Below are 18,961 nucleotides of genomic sequence, written 5' to 3'. Positions count from 1 at the left end.
CGTCATCAAGCGGGGTTAGGCGGGCGGGATGCGTTTCGATCTCATTCAGTCCCTCTCCCTTGCCGGCGATGCCGCCACGCCCAACGACGACCGCATGGGCAGCGGCGACCGCCTCGCCTGGGTGATCGACGGCGCGACCGATCTCGGCCCGCCGGGGCTGCTCGGCCCGCGTGGCGGCGCGGCCTGGCTGGCGATCGAGGCGGACGCCGCCTTCGCCGCCGCGGGTGACGCACCGGTCGCCCAGGTTTGCGCGGCGGCATTCGCCCGGATCGCGCAGCGTTATGAAGCGCAGCGCACGCGCATTCCGCTCGGTCGCTGGGAGTTGCCGCGCGCTTCCTTCCTGATTGCGCGGGCGGGCGAGGACACCGTCGATTACGGCTGGCTGGGCGATTGCGTGGGGCTGCTGCGGTCGGGGGGCGAGGTGGTGCGGATCGGCGAGCCGATCGATCGCCGCGACCGCGAAACCGCGCATGCCGCAAGTCTGGCCGAACACGGCCTGGGCGATAAGCCGCGCGCCGGGCCGGTGCTGGACAGCCTGCGCGCCGCGCGCGACCGGTCGGAAAATCACGTGCTCGGGGTGGAGGCGGCGGCGCACGCGGTGCGCACCGGATCGGTCACGGCGGTGGCGGGCGACGACCTGCTGCTGATGACCGATGGCGTCAGCGTGCTGACCGACGCCTATGCCGCGCTCGACGCGGCGGCGATGATGACGCTGCTCGACCAGGGCGGCCTGCTCGCCATTGCCGCACGCCTGCGCACGATCGAGGCGGAGGATGCCGCGTGCACGCGTTATCCGCGCTTCAAACGCTCGGACGACGCAACCGCGATCTGGCTGCGCGTCGCCGACTGAACGCGTCCGGCGATCAGGTCTTCAACCGCGCGGCATGCCAGGCGACGTGATCCGCCATGAAGGTCGAGATGAAATAATAGCTGTGATCATAGCCCGGCTGGAGCCGCAGCGTAAGGTCGATGCCGGCCCGTGCGCATGCCTGTTCGAGCAGTTCGGGCTTCAGCTGTTCACTCAGGAAATCGTCCGCCGCGCCCTGATCGACCAGGATTTCGGGCACGACCGCGCCGTCATCGATCAGCGCGCAGGCGTCATAGGCACGCCACGCCGCCCGGTCTGGGCCGAGATAGCCGCCCAGCGCCTTTTCCCCCCACGGGCAGGCCAGCGGCGAACTGATCGGGGCAAAGGCGGACACGCTGCGGAACCGGGCGGGATCGCGCAGCGCGACCGTGAGCGCGCCGTGCCCGCCCATGCTGTGCCCGGTAATGCCCTGGCGCGTCATGTCGGCCATCGGAAACGCGGCGGCGACCAGCGCGGGCAGCTCGTCCTCGACATAGCTTCGCATCCGGAAATGCGTCGCCCAGGGGGCCTGGGTCGCATCGACGTAGAAGCCCGCGCCCTGGCCGAAATCATAGGCGGGATCGTCGGGCACGCCGTCGCCGCGCGGGCTGGTGTCGGGCGCGATCAGGATGATGCTGTGTTCGGCGCACGCCCGGCGATACTCGCCCTTGTCAGTGACATTGGCGTGGGTGCAGGTCAGGCCGGAGAGATACCACAACACCGGCAGCTGCGCCCCCGCGGCGTGCGGCGGGATATAGATGGAGAACACCATGTCGGTGCCGGTCGCGGTCGACGCATGGCGATGCACCTCCTGCACCCCGCCATGCGCGCGGTTGGCCGAAACCCGCTCGATGCTCATCGAAACACCACCGTCTTGCCGCCGTTCAGGAACACGCGCCGTTCGCCGACCGCGTTGACCGCGCGCGCCAGCACCTGCGCCTCGATATCGCGGCCGATACGGACCAGGTCGTCGACGGTCGCGCGATGATCGACGCGCTCGACCGCCTGTTCGATGATCGGCCCTTCGTCCAGGTCGGCGGTGACGAAATGCGCGGTCGCGCCGATCAGCTTGACGCCGCGCGCATGCGCCCGGTGATAGGGCTTCGCGCCCTTGAAGCCGGGCAGGAAACTATGATGGATGTTGATGCACTGCCCCGCCAGCCGCTGAGCAAAGTCGGCTGACAGCACCTGCATGTAGCGCGCCAGGATCAGCCACGGCGCGCCCGCATCCGTCATCACGCCCTCGATCGCGCGCTCCTGAGCATCGCGATCCTCGCCCACCGGCAGATAGTGAAAGGGGACGCCATGCCATTCGACCAGGTCGCGCAGGCTGTCATGGTTGGACACGATGGCGGCGATGTCGACCGCGAGCGACCGGGTCTGGCGACGGTGGAGCAGGTCGTTCAGGCAATGCGACCCGCGCGACACCGCGATCACCGCGCGCGGGCGATCGTCGGCATCGGCCAGCGCCCAGTCGAGCGCCAGCCGATCCGCCACGGGCGCGAACGCATCGCGAAGTGCGGCGGTGTCGCCGATGAAGCGATCACCGCCGCCAGTGAAAACCACGCGCATGAAGAAGCGCCCCGTGTCCAGATCGGCATATTGCTGGCTGTCGACGATGAACCCGTCACGCTCGGCCAGGAAGCCGGCGACCGCGGCGACGATGCCGACGCGGTCGGTGCAGGCGAGCGTCAGGATCCAGCGTGGGGCCGGCGTCATCCCAGACGGTGCATCGCGCAGATCTTGTTGCCTGCCGGATCGCGCAGATAGGCGAGGTAGAGCTTGCCGAACGCGGCTTCACGCACGCCCGGCGGATCCTCGCACGGCGTGCCACCCGCCGCGACGCCCGCCGCATGCCACGCATCCGCCTGTTCGGGGGAGGCGGCGGCGAAACCGACGGTGCCGCCATTGGCGTGACAGGCGGGTTCGCCGTTCAGCGGCTTGGTCAGCAGGAACAGGCCGCCATTGTGAAGATAGATCACACGGCCGCTCGCGTCGGTCATGCCAGGCTTCGCGCCCAGCGCACCCAGCGTCGCATCGTAAAAGGCCTTGGACGCATCCATGTCATTGGCGCCCAGCATGATGTGACTGAACATTGAACGGCTCCTTGGTGGTTGATCGGTTGAAGGGGTCAGGGTCTCGATAGACGGTTCAATAGACGACGACGCTGCGGATCGATTCGCCCGCATGCATCAGGTCGAAGCCCTTGTTGATGTCGTCCAGGCTCAGCACGTGCGTGATCATCGGGTCGATCTCGATCTTGCCGTTCATGTACCAGTCGACGATCTTCGGCACGTCGGTGCGCCCCTTTGCGCCGCCGAACGCGGTGCCGCGCCAGTTGCGCCCGGTCACGAGCTGGAAGGGGCGCGTCGCGATTTCCTTGCCGGCCTCCGCCACGCCGATGATGATGCTGGTGCCCCAGCCGCGATGACAGCATTCCAGCGCGGTGCGCATGACGTCGGTATTGCCGGTGCAGTCGAAGCTGTAATCGGCCCCGCCGCCGGTCAGTTCGACCACCTTTGCGACGACGTCGTCGCGGCTCATGCCGCGCGTGTTGAGGAAATGGGTCATGCCGAAGCGCCGGCCCCACTCCTCGCGGTCGGGGTTGATGTCGATGCCGATGATCATGCCCGCGCCCGCCAGCCGTGCGCCCTGGATGACATTGAGGCCGATGCCGCCCAGCCCGAACACGACCACCGTCTCGCCGACCTGCACCTTGGCGGTGTTGACCACCGCGCCGACGCCCGTCGTCACGCCGCAACCGATGTAGCAGCTGGTCTGAAACGGCGCGTCGGGGCGGATCTTCGCGACCGCGATTTCGGGCAGCACCGTGAAGTTCGCGAAGGTCGAACAGCCCATGTAATGAAAGATCGGCTCGCCTTTGTACGAAAAGCGCGTGGTGCCGTCGGGCATCAGCCCCTTGCCTTGCGTCGCGCGGATCGCGGTGCACAAATTGGTCTTGCCGGACAGGCACGACTTACACTGGCGGCATTCGGGCGTGTAGAGCGGGATGACGTGGTCGCCCGGCACCACGCTGGTCACGCCGGCGCCGACCTCACGCACCACGCCCGCGCCTTCATGGCCGAGCACGGAGGGAAACAGCCCCTCGCTGTCCAGCCCATCAAGCGTATAGGCGTCGGTGTGGCAGATGCCCGTCGCCATGATTTCGACCAGCACCTCGCCGGCGCGCGGACCGTCGAGGTCGAGCTCGACGATCTCGAGCGGTTGCTTGGGCGCAAAGGCGACGGCGGCGCGCGTTTTCATGCGGAAATTTCCTCGGCGGGTCTCGCTCCTTCTCCCCTAGCCGGGCGCGGCGCGCGCGCAAGTGCCTGGTGTCGAAACGTTGCGCTTTGCGACCGATCCTGTCCGGCCCGGCGGGACCGGTCGCACCGCGACCATCGACGCCTTCATTCGGCGCTATCGGAGCCGAGCCTCACTGCCGGCCGGTCCCAGCGCATCGGATGGCCTGCGATCACGGCCGGTGGCCGCAGCCGCTGCGCCGGCCCCCAGGCGGTCGGTTCGATGTCGGGCGCATAGTCCGCATCGTCGGGCGGCGGCATGTCGCCGGTCGTTGGCTCCCCCGGGTGATCGACGAGCAGCTTTGCAGTGCGTGCGAGCGAAAGGCGCGCGGCCGTCGCGCCCGCACCGGTGGTCCGCGCGATGAGCGCGCGCACCGCCGCGGCCGCCAGCAGATATCCGGTGGCATGGTCGAGCGCCTGAACGGGCAGCGAGACGGGCCGGTCGGCCCCGCGCCAGACCTGGCCGGACGCGGCGATGCCGCAGGAGAACTGGACCAGGCTGTCAAAGCCCCGCCGCCGGGACCACGGGCCGCTGTGCCCATAGGCGTCGAGCGAGATGTCGATCAGACCCGGACGGATGGCCTGACGCTCGGCCGCGCCAAACCCCAGCCGGTCGAGCGCATCGCTGCGATAGCCATGGACCAGGATGTCGGCGCGGCCGAGCAACGCCGCGAGGGATGCCCGACCCGCAGCGGTCCTGAGGTCGAGCCGTGCGCAGCGTTTGCCCAGCGTCACTTCCGGCGCGACCGCGGGTTCGTCCCAATCCGGTGGGTCGATCCGCAGGACATCGGCACCGAACCCGGCAAGGAAGCGGGTGGCGACCGGGCCGGCCAGCACCCGGGTAAGGTCGAGCACCCGCAGCCCGGCAAGCGGACGGCCGGGCGTCGGCCGCCAGGCGCCATCGCCAGGCGCCGCCGGTGTATCCCACAGGATCAGCGGCTCGTGCGCCGCCGCGATGCCCTGGGGATGGTCCGACCATTGCTCGATGGTCCGTAGCCGCGCCGCGCAACCGCCGGCGGCGATGATTGCGGACTCCAGCGCGTCGCCGTGCCATTGCGCCACGCATTCGGCCACGGCCGCGCGATCGGGCGCACAGCCGAGCACCCCGAGCGCCGCGGCCCGATGGTGCGGCGCGTTGGTATGAAGCTTGATCCACCCGTCGCGCACTTGATAGTCGCCGGCGATCGCGTCCCACGGCGTCGGCATTTCCCAGCCCAGTGGCCGGATCGACCAGCCGAACCACAGCGACGCGAGCCGGTGCGAAACGGCTACCGGCGGCGCGACATCATGTACGCCGACCAGCTCGGACACCGACAGGCACGCCGCCGCGATCGATGCCGCCGCCAGCTCCGATACCGCGAAACACGACGGCAGCCGATCTTCATCCGAAAAGGCAACCCGGCCCGACGCCGTGCGCGGCAGGGCCAGCGCATCCAGGATCGCGCCGAGCAACGCGTGCGAAATCGTGTCGGACATCCCATGCTCCCTCATCCGGAGCATGTGGGCTAGCGCCTGATTGCCGCGCCGATCAATCTTGATACATATAATCAAGATGACCGAATGGATCGACCGCGACACCGCGTTGAAGCGCCTGAGGATCAAGGCGCAGACGCTTTATGCCTATGCCAGCCGGGGCCGCATCCGCATGCGGCCAGACCCGGCGGACGCCCGCCGCAGCCTGTACAGCGTCGACGATGTCGCCGAGGCGGGGGTGCGCAAGGCGCGCGGCCGCAAGCCCGCCGCGATCGCGTCGAGTTCGATGGCATGGGGCGAACCGTCGATCCCGACCCGGCTCTCCACGATCCATCGCGGCAAGCTCTACTACCGCGACGTCGATGCGCTGACGCTGGCGTCGACCGCAATGCTGGAGGAGGTCGCCCGGCAACTCTGGGCCGTCGACTGGCAACCGGCTTTCTCTGCCGCCGCCGGGCCTCACGCCGATGCGTTCTCGTTCCTGGCGGCGCGGATATCGACCGGCGCGTCGACCATCGGCCGCAGCGGCGACCACCTTGCCCGCGAAGCCGCGCAGATCATCGGCGGGCTGGCGTCGATCTGCGGTGCGGCGGATGTCCCCGGCCCGCTTCACCACCGGCTGGCGCGCGGCTGGAATGGCGACGACGGGACCGCCGACCGGTTGCGCCGCGCGCTGGTCGCGATGGCGGACCATGATCTCAACGCATCGACCTTTGCCGCCCGGGTCGCCGCGTCGACGGGCGCGTCGCTGCCCGCCTGCCTGCTCGCCGCGCTGTGCACGCTTTCCGGCCCGCGCCATGGCGGCGCAGGTGCGGCGCTGGCCGCGCTGGTGGAGGAGGCGCGCCGATCGGGCGCAGAACATGCCGTCCGGCACTGGCGCGAACGCGACGCGATGCTCCCCGGCTTCGGCCACCCGCTCTATCCCCAGGGCGATCCGCGCGCGGCACTGATGCTGGCGGGGCTCACGCCGCCCGAAGACCTGGCGGAGTTGGCCGCCAACGTGTGCGAGCAGACCGGGGCATTGCCCAATTGCGACTATGCGCTCGCGGCGATCACCCGCGTGCTGCGCCTGCCCGCCGATGCGCCGTTCAAGATCTTTCTGCTGGGCCGCGCCGTCGGCTGGTGCGCGCATGTGATCGAACAGAGTCGCGATGGCACGCTGATCCGGCCGCGCGGCCGCTTCGATGGCGCGTTGCCCGATTGACCGCGCGACAGGCCCCGCGGCGCGTCACGCCATTCTGTGCGCTCCACGCTTCACGGTAGCACGATGGCCCGGCCCGGTGCGCGTCGAGCGTTCGCGGATGGTATCGGCGAACACCCATTCGTTGACCGCCCGATCCGGGGTGAGCGAGAGCGTCATGTAGCCCCGGCGCGACGTATCGCACCATTTGAGTTCGGGGTTGGCGGCGATCATCGCGGCGGCGACCGCCTTGGGATCGGCGGCGAGCGCGCTCTCATAGCCGGGCGAGGTCACGCCCTGGCCGGCGAACTCGACCGCTGCCGGCCGCCCGTCCTGCGCCAGGTCATAGGCCCAGGCGTTGTGGCTGTCGCCGGCGATGACGATCGTGTCGGCGCCCATCGCCTGCACCGATTTGAGGAAGCGCGCCCGCGCCGCCGGGTAACCGCCCCAATTGTCGAGATTGGACGGCAGCCCGACCTTGCCCGCCAGCACCCCGGCGCGCACGAACGCCTTGGCGCGATCGGCGGCATCGGGTGCGAGGAAGTCGAGCGCGTTGGCCGGTGCGCGCGTCTCGCCCATGATCGTGCCGAAGCCGACGACCTGCCAGCGCGTCCCGGCGCGCACCGACGCGCGCATGGCATCCGCCAGCCAGGCTTCCTGCGTCGTCCCCAGCATCGTCGCGGCGGGATCACGCCACGCGCCGTCGCGAAATTCGACGAGCGCACGCGCCGGATCGGCGGACAAGAACAGCGGCGCGAGGCTCGGCGGCGCGCTGCGTGCGCTCAGCCGCGTGTCGGTGCGGTAAAGCATCGCGAGCGCGCCGATCGGATAGGCCTTCCACGGCTCGTCCGACACCGGCATCCATTCGCGATAGGCCTGGATCGCAGCCATCTTGCGTGTCGACCAGTCGCCCTCGTTCTTGTCGTGGTTCTGCGCGCCGCCTTCCCAGCTGTCATTGGCCGATTCGTGATCGTCCCATGACAGGATCATCGGCGCGGCGGCGTGCAGCGCCTGAAGATCGGGATCGGCCCGGTAGCTGGCATAGCGCAACCGGTAATCGGCGAGCGCGAGGATTTCGCCCTGCGGCTGCGGCACCCGGGCGGCGATTGCCTGCTCGGCCGACGGATAGTTTCCGGCCGCATATTCATAGATATAATCGCCCAGATGCACCGTCAGGTCGATGTCGCCGCGCCGGGCGGCATGGGCATAGGCGTTGAAATAGCCGAAGCCGATGTTCGAGCAGGAAAAGACCGCGATGTTGAACCGGTCGACCAGCGCATCGGGCAGCGTGCGCGTGCGCCCCACGGGCGACAGGGTGCCGTCGGGCGCGATGAAGCGGTAATGATAGCGCGTGTCGGGCTTCAACCCGTCGACGGTGAGCTTGACCGTGTGATCGCGCCACGGCCCGGTGATCATTTCGCCACCGCCCGCGACGCGCGCGAAATCGGCGCTTTCGGAAAGTTCGACGCGCAGCTTCGCGGCCGCGCCGTCCGCGGGGACATAGCGCGTCCACAGCAGCACCGACGTCGCGGCGGGCTCGCCGCTGGCGACGTTGTGCGTGAAACCCCGACCCGCGCCGACGCTTTGCGCCCAGGCGAAACCGGGGATGGCAAACGCGCCGAGCCCCAGTGCGCCGGTGGCGACGAACGATCGGCGGTCGATACGGATGGTCATGTGGCGTCTCCCCCTGGTACCCGTCGTCACGCCGCCAGACGCGGGCGGCGGCGCGCGTCGAGCAGCGACTGATAATAATCGATCAGCGCGATCGCATGATCGCGGTCGGTGCGCACCTGGCCTGCGGCATGGCGCGCGGCGGCGCGCAGGATGCGCGGTTCGCGCGTGAACAGGCGGCGGATCGCCGCGGCTGCCGAACGCGCGTCGCGGGCGCGATAGGTCTCGGCGAACAGTGGATCCGCCAGTTCGGCAAAGCCGCCCTCGTCGGGCGCGATCAGCGGCAATCCCGACGCGATCGCCTCCAGCCCGACCAGCCCGAACGGCTCGGCGTCGGAACCGTGGATGAGCGCATCGCAACTCGCCATGATCCGCGCCAGCCGCTGACGGTCATAGACCGGGCGGAACAGCTTGATGTGCGGGCTGCCCGCGACACGGCGCTGCACGACGCGGCTGTCGACGCCCGCGCCGATCTGGATCAGGCCGACCGGCATCTGCGCGCCCGCGCGCTCGACGGCGTCGAAGATCATCGGCCATCGCTTTTCGGGATGATGCCGGCCAATCCCGAGCAGCAGGTGCGCGTCGGGCGGCAGGTCGCACTGGGCCAGCAGCGCCCGGCGCAGGCCCTCGTCGCGGTGTTCGGGCGAGAAGATCCCGCGCTGGATGCCCAGCGGCATCGCGGCGTGAACGGTCAGCCCGCGCCGTGCATGACGCTTGGCCAGCGAGGGGCCATTGGTCACGAAGACATCGAACTTGGCCAGGAAACGCGCCATGTATCGCGTGTACCAGCCGAACGCGCGCTCGATGCGGTCGGGCGCGGCAAAGCGTTCGAACCAGCGCATCGGATAGGCGGCGACATTGTCGTTGTGCGCGAAGAAGACCTTGAGCGCGCCCCCCTGCCAGTTGCCGACGATCCAGCCCGGCCGCCACGGCGAGCTGGTTTCGACCACGTCCGCATCCAGCCGGTCGAGCAGCCGGCGGATCGGGTCGCCATCGACGAAGATGCCGTAATTGGTGTCGAGGATCAGACGCGGGGCCTTCACCCAATGGATGCAGCCCCCGCCCGGCCGCTCCTCCACAGCGTCCGCGCGCCCCGGGGCGATCACGATCAGCTCGTGCCCCAGCTCGGCCATGATCTCCATCTTGCGATCGAGATAGGTGCGCACCCCGCCGCCGGTGGGGGAATAATATTCGTTGACGTCGACGACGCGCACGGGCGTCTCCTTCACTTCCCGCCGCGGATCGGACCGAAGCCGGACAGGCCGCGCAGATACTGGGCGCGGATGTTGGTGGTCGTGACGCCATCGCCGACGTTGATGACAGCTTGATGAAGCTTCGGCCGGGCGCGCCCCAGCTTGACGTTGCTCGGGAACCCCGCGCCGTCCTTCCAGAAATCGAACTTGTTCCTGCCGTCGCGGTCGTGGGTGAACAACAGCGCGTAGCGGCCCGGTGCCGGCGCCTTGATACAGATGGCGACGGGGCCGCTGGGCGGCATCGGCGCCCAGATGCGGCGGAAGAACTTGCCTTCGGCGCGCAGGTCGCGATCGTCCTTCAGGAAATCCTGCTCGTTCGCGGGATAGAGCTCGAGCTTGAGGCGACCGACGCGGTCCTTGAGCCCGGTGACGTTGACGCGGATGGCCGGCCCCGAATCCGCCGCGCAAACCGCGGCGTCCTCCCCCAGGATTGCCTGCGCCGTTGCGGGGGCGCCGGCGGCGGCGGCAGCCGCGAGCGCGAAGCCCCGCGACACTTTCAGGATCGTTGGCATCAGAACCTCGTCTTGATGAGCGAGAACAGGCCGAACAGTGCGATGAGGACGAGATGGCAGAGCAGGTTGAGCGCGGAGGTGAAGGCAACGAGATCGCCCAGCGCCTCGCTCTGGCCGATGAACAGGATGGCGAAGGTCGCGAACACCAGTTCCTTGTTGGGGATGAGCGGCATGCGGAACACCAGCAGCCGCCCCGCGACCAGGAACGACCACATGCCCAGCGACACGTCGGGCATGGCGAAATGCCACGCCAGCGCCAGCGCGGCGGAATCGAGGACGAAGCGCACCGCATGGATGCCGAACACCTGCCAAAGCTGACGACGGCCGAGCGAGAAGACGCGTTTGGAAAAGATCACGAACGGCGCGGACAGGGCAAAGATGATCGCCGCCGACAGCGCGACCATGCGCAGGTCGGACCGGCTGAGCAGGTCGGACGCGATCGGCAGCACCAGCGCGATCATCAGCAGCGTCAGCGAATTGGCCGCGATCCCCGACAGGATCGTCACGTCTTTGACCGCGCCGAATGGCGACGTGACCATCTTCATGCGCTGGCGCGCCCAGACGTAGAAATAGACGTCGCCCGAATAGCCGATGACCACGTCGTTCGCGATCCGCTTGCGCAGCAGCGCGCCCAGCCCGGCGACGGGCAGCTGCCAGAGCCGACGGAAGATCACGAAGTCGCCGACCGGCGACGCAAGGTAGGCGACGGCGAAGGCGAGGTAGAAGAGCGGGCTGTCGGGAACCGTCCGCGACAGGCCCGCCAACCCGGCCTCGAGGAGCTCGCGGGCCAGTCCGACGACCATCAGCACGGACAGCGCCGCGCCCAGCAGCACCGGCCAGCGCCGCTTGATGCGCTCGATCGGCTCCAGCCCGCCCATTGCGGCGAACTCCTCGGACTCGGGCGTGGCGGCAGGCGTAGTCACGGGGTGATCGCGGCTCCGATCAGACGAAATGATCGGGATGCGCCGCGGCGAATGCGGGCAATGCCGTCGCGGCGGCGTCGATCGCCACCAGGCGGGGAAACGCATCGAGCGGCACCGAAAAGCGCCGGGCATTGGCGATCTGGGGCACCAGGAAGACATCGGCGATGTCGGGGGCCTCGCCGCCCAGATACGGCCCGTCGCCCGCCATTTCCTCGATCGCGGCCAGCCCGGTGACGATCCAGTGCGCGTACCAGGCCATGCGGGCGTCACGGTCGGCGTCGAACTGGGTTTCCAGGCGTTTGAGCACGCGAAGGTTGTTGAGCGGATGGATGTCGCACGCGATGGCAAGCGCGAGCGACAGCGCCCGGGCGCGGGCCAGCGGATCGGCCGGGATCAGCCGCGGTTCGGGATAGGTCGCCTCCAGCCAGTCGATGATCGCCAGCGACTGTGTCAGGATGGTGCCGTCGCCGATGTCGAGCGCGGGAACCAGGCCCTGGGGATTGGCGGCGAGAAACGCGGCGCTGCGCTGATCGCCATCGACCAGCGACACCGGATGGCGTTCCCACGGCACGCCCTTCAGATTGAGCGCGATCCGCACGCGATAGGCGGCGGAGGAGCGGGCATAGTCCATCAGTCGAATCGACGGCATCGGTGTTCCTTGGGCCGCGCGGACGGATCGGCCCCGCACGAATGGCCGGCCGCGACGGTGGGTTCGCGACGATGCCTATGACACGGCAATGACAGCACCATGACGTCCGCTCATCGGCCGGCCCGTCCGCACGCGCCGGCGGAAACGCTCAGCGCGCCGCGTCGGGATGGAGCGAATTGCCGGCCCGGCCGGCCCGGAACGCGCCCGGCCAGCTGCGCGGATCGATGGTCATTTCGCCGTTGAGCGAGAAGGTGATGAACTCCGCCCGGCCCCCGATATTCTCCCACGGCACCGGCCCGCCCAGACCGCGATCCTCGATCGAAAAGCGGCTGTCTGCGGAATTGTCGCGATTGTCGCCCATCAGGAAGACATGATCGCGCGGCACCGTGATCGGTCCATAATTGTCGCCCAGGCTGAGACCGATGTCGACGGTGTCGTAGCTGACGCCGTTGGGCAGCGTTTCGCGCACGATCGGGAGCCGGCAATAGGCGCGCCCGTCGGTTCCGGTGAAGCGCGCGCCGGGATATTGCGCGGCGTCGCACTGCGCATTGCGATCGACCGGCAGCACGCGGGGGGCGGCGATGCGGCGCTCGACCGGCACGCCGTTCAGGATGAGGGCGCCGTTGCGCACCTCCAGCCGGTCGCCGGGCAGGCCGATCACGCGCTTGATGTAATCGATCCGCGACCCCGGCGGCGTGACGATGACGACGTCGCCGCGTGCGGGCAGGCGGCCGAACAGCCGCCCGCCGACAAAGGGCAGCAGGTGAAAGGTCGGGGTCACGAACGAGAAGCCGTAGGGGTATTTGGTGACGACCAGCCGGTCGCCCTTCAGCAACGCCGGCACCATCGATTCGGACGGGATATAGAAGGGCTTGGCGATGAAGCTGTGAAAACCGAGCACGGCCAGCACCAGCCACAACAGCCCGCGCGCCTCCGCGCTCCAGTCCACGCCGCGACGCTGGGCCGCGGGCGGCGTATCGGCATCCTCACGCGGCAGGGGAATCGTCGCGGTGGCGTCAGTCGAGGTCATTCACCTATCCTCTGGCGTCACCGGCACCGCTTCGATCACCACGAACGCCTGCGCCCAGGGGTGATCGTCGGTCAGCGACAAATGGATGCGCGCGACGTGACCCGGCGGCGTGATCGCGTCAAGCGCCGCGTGCGCGCCACCGGTCAGCGCCAGCGTCGGTGCGCCGGACCGTGCATTGACCACGCCGATGTCGCGCAGGAACACGCCGCGCCGGAACCCGGTGCCCACCGCCTTGGAGAACGCCTCCTTGGCAGCGAACCGCTTGGCCAGCGTGCCCGCCATCGTGAACGGGCGCCGCGCCGCCTTCGCCCGCTCGACATCGGTGAAGCAGCGATGGAGGAAACGGTCGCCGAAACGGTCGATCGAACTCTGGATGCGGTCGATGTTGCACAGATCGGAACCGATACCGATGATCATGCCGCGCCCCCGAGCGCCGCCGCGGCGCAGGCCGGGGCCTCAAGCCGAACGATCCGCCCCACTGGCCAGCGGCCCCGGCCTGCGCCGGGGCGACGAGGGGTGGCCGTCACCGCGCGCTGTCCATCAGGTCGCGCATCCGCTTCACCACCGGGGCCAGCCCGTCGAAAATCGCCTCGCCGATCAAGAAATGGCCGATGTTCAGCTCGCGCAACTGGGGGATCGCGGCGATCGGCACGACATTGTCGAAGGTCAGGCCGTGGCCGGCATGGACCTCGATCCCGTTCTTGGCAGCCAGCGCGGCGGCGTCGGCGATCCGGCGCAGTTCGTCGGCCTGCGCGTCACCCGCCAGCTCCGCATAGCGGCCGGTGTGCAGTTCGACGACGGGCACGCGCAGGCGCAGCGCCGCGTCGATCTGGCGCGGATCGGGTTCGATGAACAGGCTGACGCGCACGCCCGCATCCCCCAGCGCAGAGCAGAAGGGCGCAAGCTGGTTGTGGAGCCCGGCGGCGTCCAGTCCCCCTTCGGTCGTGCGCTCCTCGCGCTTTTCCGGGACGATGCAGGCGGCATGGGGGCGGTGGCGCAGCGCGATGTCGAGCATCTCCGTCGTCATCGCCATTTCCAGGTTGAGCGGCACCGGCAACCCGTCCGACAGCCGCGCGATGTCGTCGTCGGTGATGTGGCGGCGATCCTCGCGCAGATGCGCGGTGATGCCGTCCGCGCCCGCATCCGCCGCGAGCAACGCCGCGCGCACCGGATCGGGATAGCCCGACCCGCGCGCATTCCGCACGGTGGCGACATGGTCGATATTGACGCCCAGGCGCAGGTGATGGGGGCTCATGCCACCGCCCGGCTGCCGGGCTTGACGGCGGGGATCGCCGCCAGTTCGGGCGGGAGTGCGTCGGGGGCATAGGTCGGCACGTCGAGCCGGATGAGCGGGTAGAACGGGACGCCCAGGTCCGCCGTCCCGTTCGATCGATCGACCAGCGCGGCGGCTGCGACCACCTCGCCCCCCGCCGTTCGGATCGCCGCGATCGCCTCGCGCGAGGACAGCCCGGTGGTGACGACGTCCTCCATCATCAGCACGCGCGTGCCGGGAGCGAGCGCGAAGCCGCGCCGCAGTTCGAACGTGCCGGTCGGCCGTTCGAGGAACATCGCGTCGACGCCGAGCGCCCGACCCATTTCATGGCCCGCGATCACCCCGCCCATCGCGGGCGACACCACCGCCTGGATCGCGCCGCGCACCGCATCGGGCAGCCGCGCGGCGAGCGAGTCGGCCAGCCGCGCGCCGCGCATCGGGTTCATCAGCACGCGCGCGCACTGCAGATACCTGCTGCTGCGCAGACCGGAGGAAAGAATGAAATGCCCCTCGAGCAAGGCGTCGGCGGCGCGGAATTCGGCCAGAACTTCGTCTTCGGTCATGCAGGATTTCCGGGGATCATCGGCGCTCACGTCTACGCCAGCCCCCCGGGCCGGGCAAGCTGGACCAAAAACCGTGCTGCATATGCTTGAGACGCCGGTAAACCCTCGATATAGGCCGCGACGTGAAACAGGACCCGTGCGCAATTACGGGCACGCTTGCGCAACCCGCGCCATGATGAAAACGGACGAAGCAAACCCATGCACCTACCCGGATTGAAGCCGATCCTGATCGCCGCCGCGCTGGCCCTGTCCGGCGCGACCGGCGCTGCGGCGCAACAGGCCGAAGCCCCGCCCGCCGCGGCGGAAGCGGCGCCCGTCGCCCCTGCCCAGGCGACCCCCGTCGTCACCGCCGGCGCTCAGCCGCAGGCCCCGGCCGATACTGCAGCGGCAGCGGCCACGCCGGCCAAACCTGCCGATCCCACGCTCAATCCCGACGGATCGCCGATCCTGCGCGCGACTCCGGGCCAGGGCCAGCCGACCGACGGGCTGGTCGGCCTGCAGACCCAGGTCACGCCGAACGGGCGCGAGGCCTTCGGCTTTCACAACTGGGTGCTGATGCCGATCATCACCGGCATCTCGATCCTGGTGCTCGGGCTCCTGCTCTATGTGATGGTGCGCTATCGCCGCGCCGCCAACCCGACGCCGTCCAAGACGTCGCACAACACAATGATCGAGATCATCTGGACGCTGGTTCCGGTGATCATCCTGGTGGTGATCGCAGTGCCGTCGATCCGGCTGCTCGCCAACCAGTTCAAGCCCGCCCCCGCCAATGCGGTCACGCTTAAGGCGATCGGCAATCAGTGGTACTGGACCTATGAATATCCCGACCATGGCGGCTTTTCGGTCACGTCCAACCTGCTGAAGGAACAGGGCGAGGTCGCGGCCGGCCAGCGGTTCCGCACCGACGCCGACGGGCCCCGCCTGCTGGCGGTCGACAATCGCATCGTCCTGCCGGTCGGCACGCCCATTCGCCTGATCACCACCGCCAACGACGTGATCCACAGCTGGGCGATGCCGGCGTTCTGGATCAAGCTGGACGCCATTCCGGGCCGGCTCAACGAAACCAGCTTCACCATCGAAAAGCCGGGCCTGTATTTCGGCCAGTGTTCGGAACTTTGCGGCGCGCGTCACGCCTATATGCCGATCGCAGTCGAAGCGGTGCCGGCCGCGCAGTTCGCCGCCTGGGTCCGCGCCAAGGGCGGCAAGATGCCGGGCGAGGCCGCGTCAGCCGCCGCCACGACACCGGCCCCCGCGGCGACGCCCGCCGCCACCGAAGACGCGCCGGCCGACAATGCGATCGCTCCCGAAGCGGCGGCGATCGAGAACACGGAAAACTGATCATGACCGACACCGCACTCAACCCCTCCGCATTCCACGCGCATGATGACCACGCGCACCATGATGCGGACCACAAGCCTGGCTTCTTCGCGCGTTGGTTCATGTCGACCAACCACAAGGACATCGGCACGCTCTACCTGATCTTCGCGATCGTCGCCGGCATCATCGGCGGCGCGATTTCGGGAATGATGCGCGCCGAGCTCGCCCAGCCCGGCATCCAGTTCCTGGAAGCCTGGTCGGGGCAGCAGGGCGACGCCGCGCTCCATTTCTGGAACGTGCTGATCACCGCGCACGGGCTGATCATGGTGTTCTTCATGGTGATGCCGGCAATGATCGGCGGTTTCGGCAACTGGTTCGTGCCGATCATGATCGGCGCGCCCGACATGGCGTTCCCGCGCATGAACAACGTGTCGTTCTGGCTGCTCATCCCGTCCTTCGCGCTGCTGCTCGCCTCGCCCTTCTTCGGCGGCGCGGGCACCGGCTGGACGGTCTATCCGACGCTGTCGACCTATGGTCAGCCCGACGCATCGGTCGACATGGCGATCCTGTCGCTCCACCTGGCGGGCGCGAGCTCGATCCTGGGCGCGATCAACTTCATCACGACCATCTTCAACATGCGCGCGCCGGGCATGACGCTGCACAAGATGCCGCTGTTCGTGTGGTCGGTGCTGGTCACCGCCTTCCTGCTGCTGCTCGCGCTGCCCGTGCTGGCGGCCGCGATCACCATGCTGCTGACCGACCGCAACTTCGGCACGACCTTCTTCGATCCGGCCGGCGGCGGCGACCCGGTGCTGTACCAGCACCTGTTCTGGTTCTTCGGCCACCCCGAAGTGTACATCATGATCCTGCCGGGCTTCGGCATCGTCAGCCACATCGTCGCGACGTTCAGCCGCAAGCCGGTGTTCGGCTATCTCGGCATGGCCTATGCCATGGTCGCGATCGGCGTCGTCGGCTTCGTCGTGTGGGCGCACCACATGTTCACGACCGGGCTGAGCGTGAACACGAAGATGTACTTCACCGCCGCGACCATGATCATCGCGGTGCCGACCGGCATCAAGATCTTCAGCTGGATCGCGACGATGTGGGGCGGCTCGCTGAGCTTCAAGACGCCGATGATGTGGGCGATCGGCTTCATCTTCATGTTCACCGTCGGCGGCGTCACCGGCGTCGTGCTCGCCAATGGCGGCGTCGATGACTATATGCATGACACCTATTACGTCGTGGCGCACTTCCACTATGTGCTGTCGCTCGGCGCGGTGTTCGCGCTGTTCGCCGGCTTCTACTACTGGTTCCCAAAAATGTCGGGCCGGATGTACAGCGAGCTGCTGGGCCAGCTGCATTTCTGGGTGTTCTTCGTCGGCGTGAACGTGCTGTTCTTCCCGATGCACTTCCTGGGCACCCAGGGCATGCCGCGCCGCTATCCCGACTATCCCGACGCCTATAGCTATTGGAACGAGATCGCGAGCATCGGCTACGCGATCATGGCGGTCGGCATGGTGTTCTTCTTCTGGAACGTCCTCCAGTCGCTGCTGGCGGGCAAGAAGGCGGAGGGCAATCCGTGGGGTGAAGGCGCGACCACGCTGGAATGGACGCTGCCCAGCCCGCCGCCCTTCCACCAGTTCGAAACGCTGCCCAAGATCGACTGATCGACAGGCACTAACGCCTCGAAAACATGAACGACCCGGGTGATCGCCGTCACCCGGGTCGTTTCACATGCGCGCAACATTCCCGATGTCTAAGGCGCAGGGTTCACGGGTGATTGCCGAAGGGCGTCGCGGCGGCGGACCGTGACCATGCCGGGGGGGGGAAGGCAGGGGCTTCGACAGGGGGTTCCGATGCGATGGACGATGACCGGCGCGGTAATGACGCTGCTGTGGCTGAACGCCTGCTCGGGCGGGGGCGATCCGGGCGGATCGACACCGATCGCCGCAACCCCGACGCCCGGCCCGACACCCTCACCCACTCCGACACCGGCGCCCACCCCGACGCCCGCACCCACGCCGACCCCGACACCCGCGGCCAGCCCAAGCTCGACCTATATCCGCTTTGCCGACATCTATGCGTACCGGCTCGGGTCGGGCGTGACGCTGCCCAGCGCGTGCAGCGCGGTGGCGTTCGACCGGCAGCCGCCATCGGTGCTGCCGACCACTAGCTTCGGTCAGGGCGCGACCTTCCGTTTCGTGGTCACGCCCCAGGTCTGGGCGATCAACGGCGACGGCTTTCAGCTCTCGTTCGACGGCCGCACGGTCGACCCCTTCGCCACCGGTGCCGAAGCGGCCTATATGACCGAGGTAGCGGGTGAGCCGGTGCGCTTCACCATTGTCGTGCCGGACGCCGGGGGCCGGGCGTTCGCCTATAGCCGGCTGGCATCGGTGGCGATCCCGGTCGAGCGGGTGTCCCGCCAGACGCACTGCATCGTCGGCATCTCGACCCTTTCCAGCGACCTCGCCACGGCACCATCGACGCCCTATGGCGATGGCCGCGTCCTGGCGACTGCCTATCTGGCCGATTCGGGTGGCGGGCCGGCCCGCGCATATGGCCTCGGCAACAGCATCGTCGCAATCACCCCCGACCCCGCGGGCCGCCGCATCACGCTTACGCTCCGGTTGGTGGGCACGCCCATGGCCGGGGGGGCCGACATCCCGCTGGGCAGCTTTGCCGCCATTGCGTCGATCGACGCCGCGACGGGCAATTTCACCGCGCCTTTGACCAGCAGCGACCGCGGCGTGACCGGAACGGTCAGCGGCCGGTTCTTCGGGCCCCAGGCGATCGAGGTGGCGGCAGCGTTCGGCGCGACCGTCGCGGCAGACGGCGCACAGCCCGCCTTCACGATCGCTGGCGGCATATTTGCCACACGCTAAGCCGCCACCCGCTGCATCTGCCGGGTCGATATGCTATCAGCCGACGGCCGGTCACGATGACCGCGCCCTTCATGTCCAGGGAGCATGAT

19 protein-coding genes are annotated in these 18,961 nt (G+C 68.6%); 5 read left to right on the top strand and 14 right to left on the bottom strand.

The genetic code is table 11. The features are described 5' to 3' along the window. Positions 1-28 precede the first annotated feature (28 nt). A complete protein-coding gene (locus GO308_RS12630; protein ID WP_066545549.1) occupies positions 29-850 on the top strand; it encodes a protein phosphatase 2C domain-containing protein in 822 nt (273 codons plus the stop codon). A 13-nt stretch (positions 851-863) separates the two neighbouring features. On the opposite strand, the gene fghA is transcribed toward GO308_RS12630, so the two are convergent. From fghA to GO308_RS18640, 5 genes are all read right to left on the bottom strand, one after another. After that, positions 864-1,706 (bottom strand): S-formylglutathione hydrolase, encoded by an 843-nt coding sequence (fghA, locus tag GO308_RS12625; protein ID WP_240885662.1) that lies wholly within the window; start codon positions 1,704-1,706, stop codon positions 864-866. Continuing rightward, complete coding sequence (gene purU / locus GO308_RS12620; protein WP_066480832.1) at positions 1,703-2,566, bottom strand: formyltetrahydrofolate deformylase; 864 nt, start codon at positions 2,564-2,566, stop codon at positions 1,703-1,705. Before purU ends, fghA begins: the two co-directional genes overlap by 4 nt. Further along, positions 2,563-2,943: a VOC family protein gene (locus GO308_RS12615; protein ID WP_066480831.1), complete on the bottom strand. Its 381-nt coding sequence runs from the start codon at positions 2,941-2,943 to the stop codon at positions 2,563-2,565. The genes purU and GO308_RS12615 overlap by 4 nt, the downstream gene beginning before the upstream one ends. A 55-nt stretch (positions 2,944-2,998) precedes the next feature. Next, on the bottom strand, positions 2,999-4,111 hold the full coding sequence (locus GO308_RS12610) for an S-(hydroxymethyl)glutathione dehydrogenase/class III alcohol dehydrogenase (RefSeq protein ID WP_066480829.1): 1,113 nt from the start codon (positions 4,109-4,111) through the stop codon (positions 2,999-3,001). Positions 4,112-4,254: 143 nt separating this feature from the next. Further along, positions 4,255-5,622, bottom strand: coding sequence for a CoA transferase (locus GO308_RS18640; RefSeq protein WP_276616527.1), 1,368 nt, complete (start codon positions 5,620-5,622; stop codon positions 4,255-4,257). Positions 5,623-5,698: 76 nt separating this feature from the next. Between GO308_RS18640 and GO308_RS12600 the strand changes: the two genes are divergently transcribed. Further along, entirely contained in the window at positions 5,699-6,823 is a 1,125-nt protein-coding gene (locus GO308_RS12600) for a citrate synthase (protein WP_240885659.1), read from the top strand. A 24-nt stretch (positions 6,824-6,847) separates the two neighbouring features. Here the strand turns inward: GO308_RS12600 and GO308_RS12595 are convergent, their stop codons facing one another. From GO308_RS12595 to pyrE, 9 genes are all read right to left on the bottom strand, one after another. After that, positions 6,848-8,473, bottom strand: coding sequence for an alkaline phosphatase D family protein (locus GO308_RS12595; protein WP_240885658.1), 1,626 nt, complete (start codon positions 8,471-8,473; stop codon positions 6,848-6,850). 26 nt (positions 8,474-8,499) lie between these two features. Beyond that, positions 8,500-9,684 carry a glycosyltransferase gene (locus tag GO308_RS12590; RefSeq protein ID WP_066545580.1) on the bottom strand — a complete coding sequence of 395 codons (1,185 nt, stop codon included), beginning with the start codon at positions 9,682-9,684 and terminating at the stop codon, positions 8,500-8,502. Between the two features lie 11 nt (positions 9,685-9,695). Beyond that, positions 9,696-10,235: a DUF2141 domain-containing protein gene (locus GO308_RS12585; RefSeq protein WP_240885656.1), complete on the bottom strand. Its 540-nt coding sequence runs from the start codon at positions 10,233-10,235 to the stop codon at positions 9,696-9,698. After that, positions 10,235-11,158 carry a hypothetical protein gene (locus GO308_RS12580; RefSeq protein WP_240885655.1) on the bottom strand — a complete coding sequence of 308 codons (924 nt, stop codon included), beginning with the start codon at positions 11,156-11,158 and terminating at the stop codon, positions 10,235-10,237. Before GO308_RS12580 ends, GO308_RS12585 begins: the two co-directional genes overlap by 1 nt. A gap of 19 nt (positions 11,159-11,177) precedes the next feature. Next, positions 11,178-11,807, bottom strand: a complete 630-nt coding sequence (maiA, locus tag GO308_RS12575) for a maleylacetoacetate isomerase (RefSeq protein ID WP_066480825.1) — start codon at positions 11,805-11,807, stop codon at positions 11,178-11,180. Positions 11,808-11,955: 148 nt separating this feature from the next. Continuing rightward, complete coding sequence (gene lepB, locus GO308_RS12570) at positions 11,956-12,837, bottom strand: signal peptidase I (protein ID WP_240885654.1); 882 nt, start codon at positions 12,835-12,837, stop codon at positions 11,956-11,958. After that, a complete protein-coding gene (acpS, locus tag GO308_RS12565; protein ID WP_066480823.1) occupies positions 12,838-13,254 on the bottom strand; it encodes a holo-ACP synthase in 417 nt (138 codons plus the stop codon). Between the two features lie 106 nt (positions 13,255-13,360). Further along, positions 13,361-14,092, bottom strand: coding sequence for a pyridoxine 5'-phosphate synthase (locus GO308_RS12560; RefSeq protein ID WP_066480822.1), 732 nt, complete (start codon positions 14,090-14,092; stop codon positions 13,361-13,363). Continuing rightward, entirely contained in the window at positions 14,089-14,673 is a 585-nt protein-coding gene (gene pyrE / locus GO308_RS12555) for an orotate phosphoribosyltransferase (protein ID WP_066545585.1), read from the bottom strand. The genes GO308_RS12560 and pyrE overlap by 4 nt, the downstream gene beginning before the upstream one ends. Before the next feature lie 198 nt (positions 14,674-14,871). Here pyrE and coxB point away from each other — a divergent pair, with 198 nt between their 5' ends. The 3 genes from coxB (at position 14,872) to GO308_RS12540 (ending at position 18,872) form a co-directional block, all read left to right on the top strand. Beyond that, positions 14,872-16,011 carry a cytochrome c oxidase subunit II gene (gene coxB, locus GO308_RS12550; RefSeq protein WP_240885653.1) on the top strand — a complete coding sequence of 380 codons (1,140 nt, stop codon included), beginning with the start codon at positions 14,872-14,874 and terminating at the stop codon, positions 16,009-16,011. 2 nt (positions 16,012-16,013) lie between these two features. Further along, a complete protein-coding gene (gene ctaD, locus GO308_RS12545; protein ID WP_066480820.1) occupies positions 16,014-17,657 on the top strand; it encodes a cytochrome c oxidase subunit I in 1,644 nt (547 codons plus the stop codon). 189 nt (positions 17,658-17,846) lie between these two features. Further along, complete coding sequence (locus GO308_RS12540) at positions 17,847-18,872, top strand: hypothetical protein (RefSeq protein WP_240885652.1); 1,026 nt, start codon at positions 17,847-17,849, stop codon at positions 18,870-18,872. Positions 18,873-18,961: the final 89 nt, after the last annotated feature.

Source organism: Sphingomonas sp. SFZ2018-12 (assembly GCF_022496715.1).
GTDB lineage: Bacteria > Pseudomonadota > Alphaproteobacteria > Sphingomonadales > Sphingomonadaceae > Sphingomonas.
The sequence above is the reverse complement of the archived record's forward strand: the minus strand, read 5'-3'. Positions and strand labels throughout refer to the sequence as shown.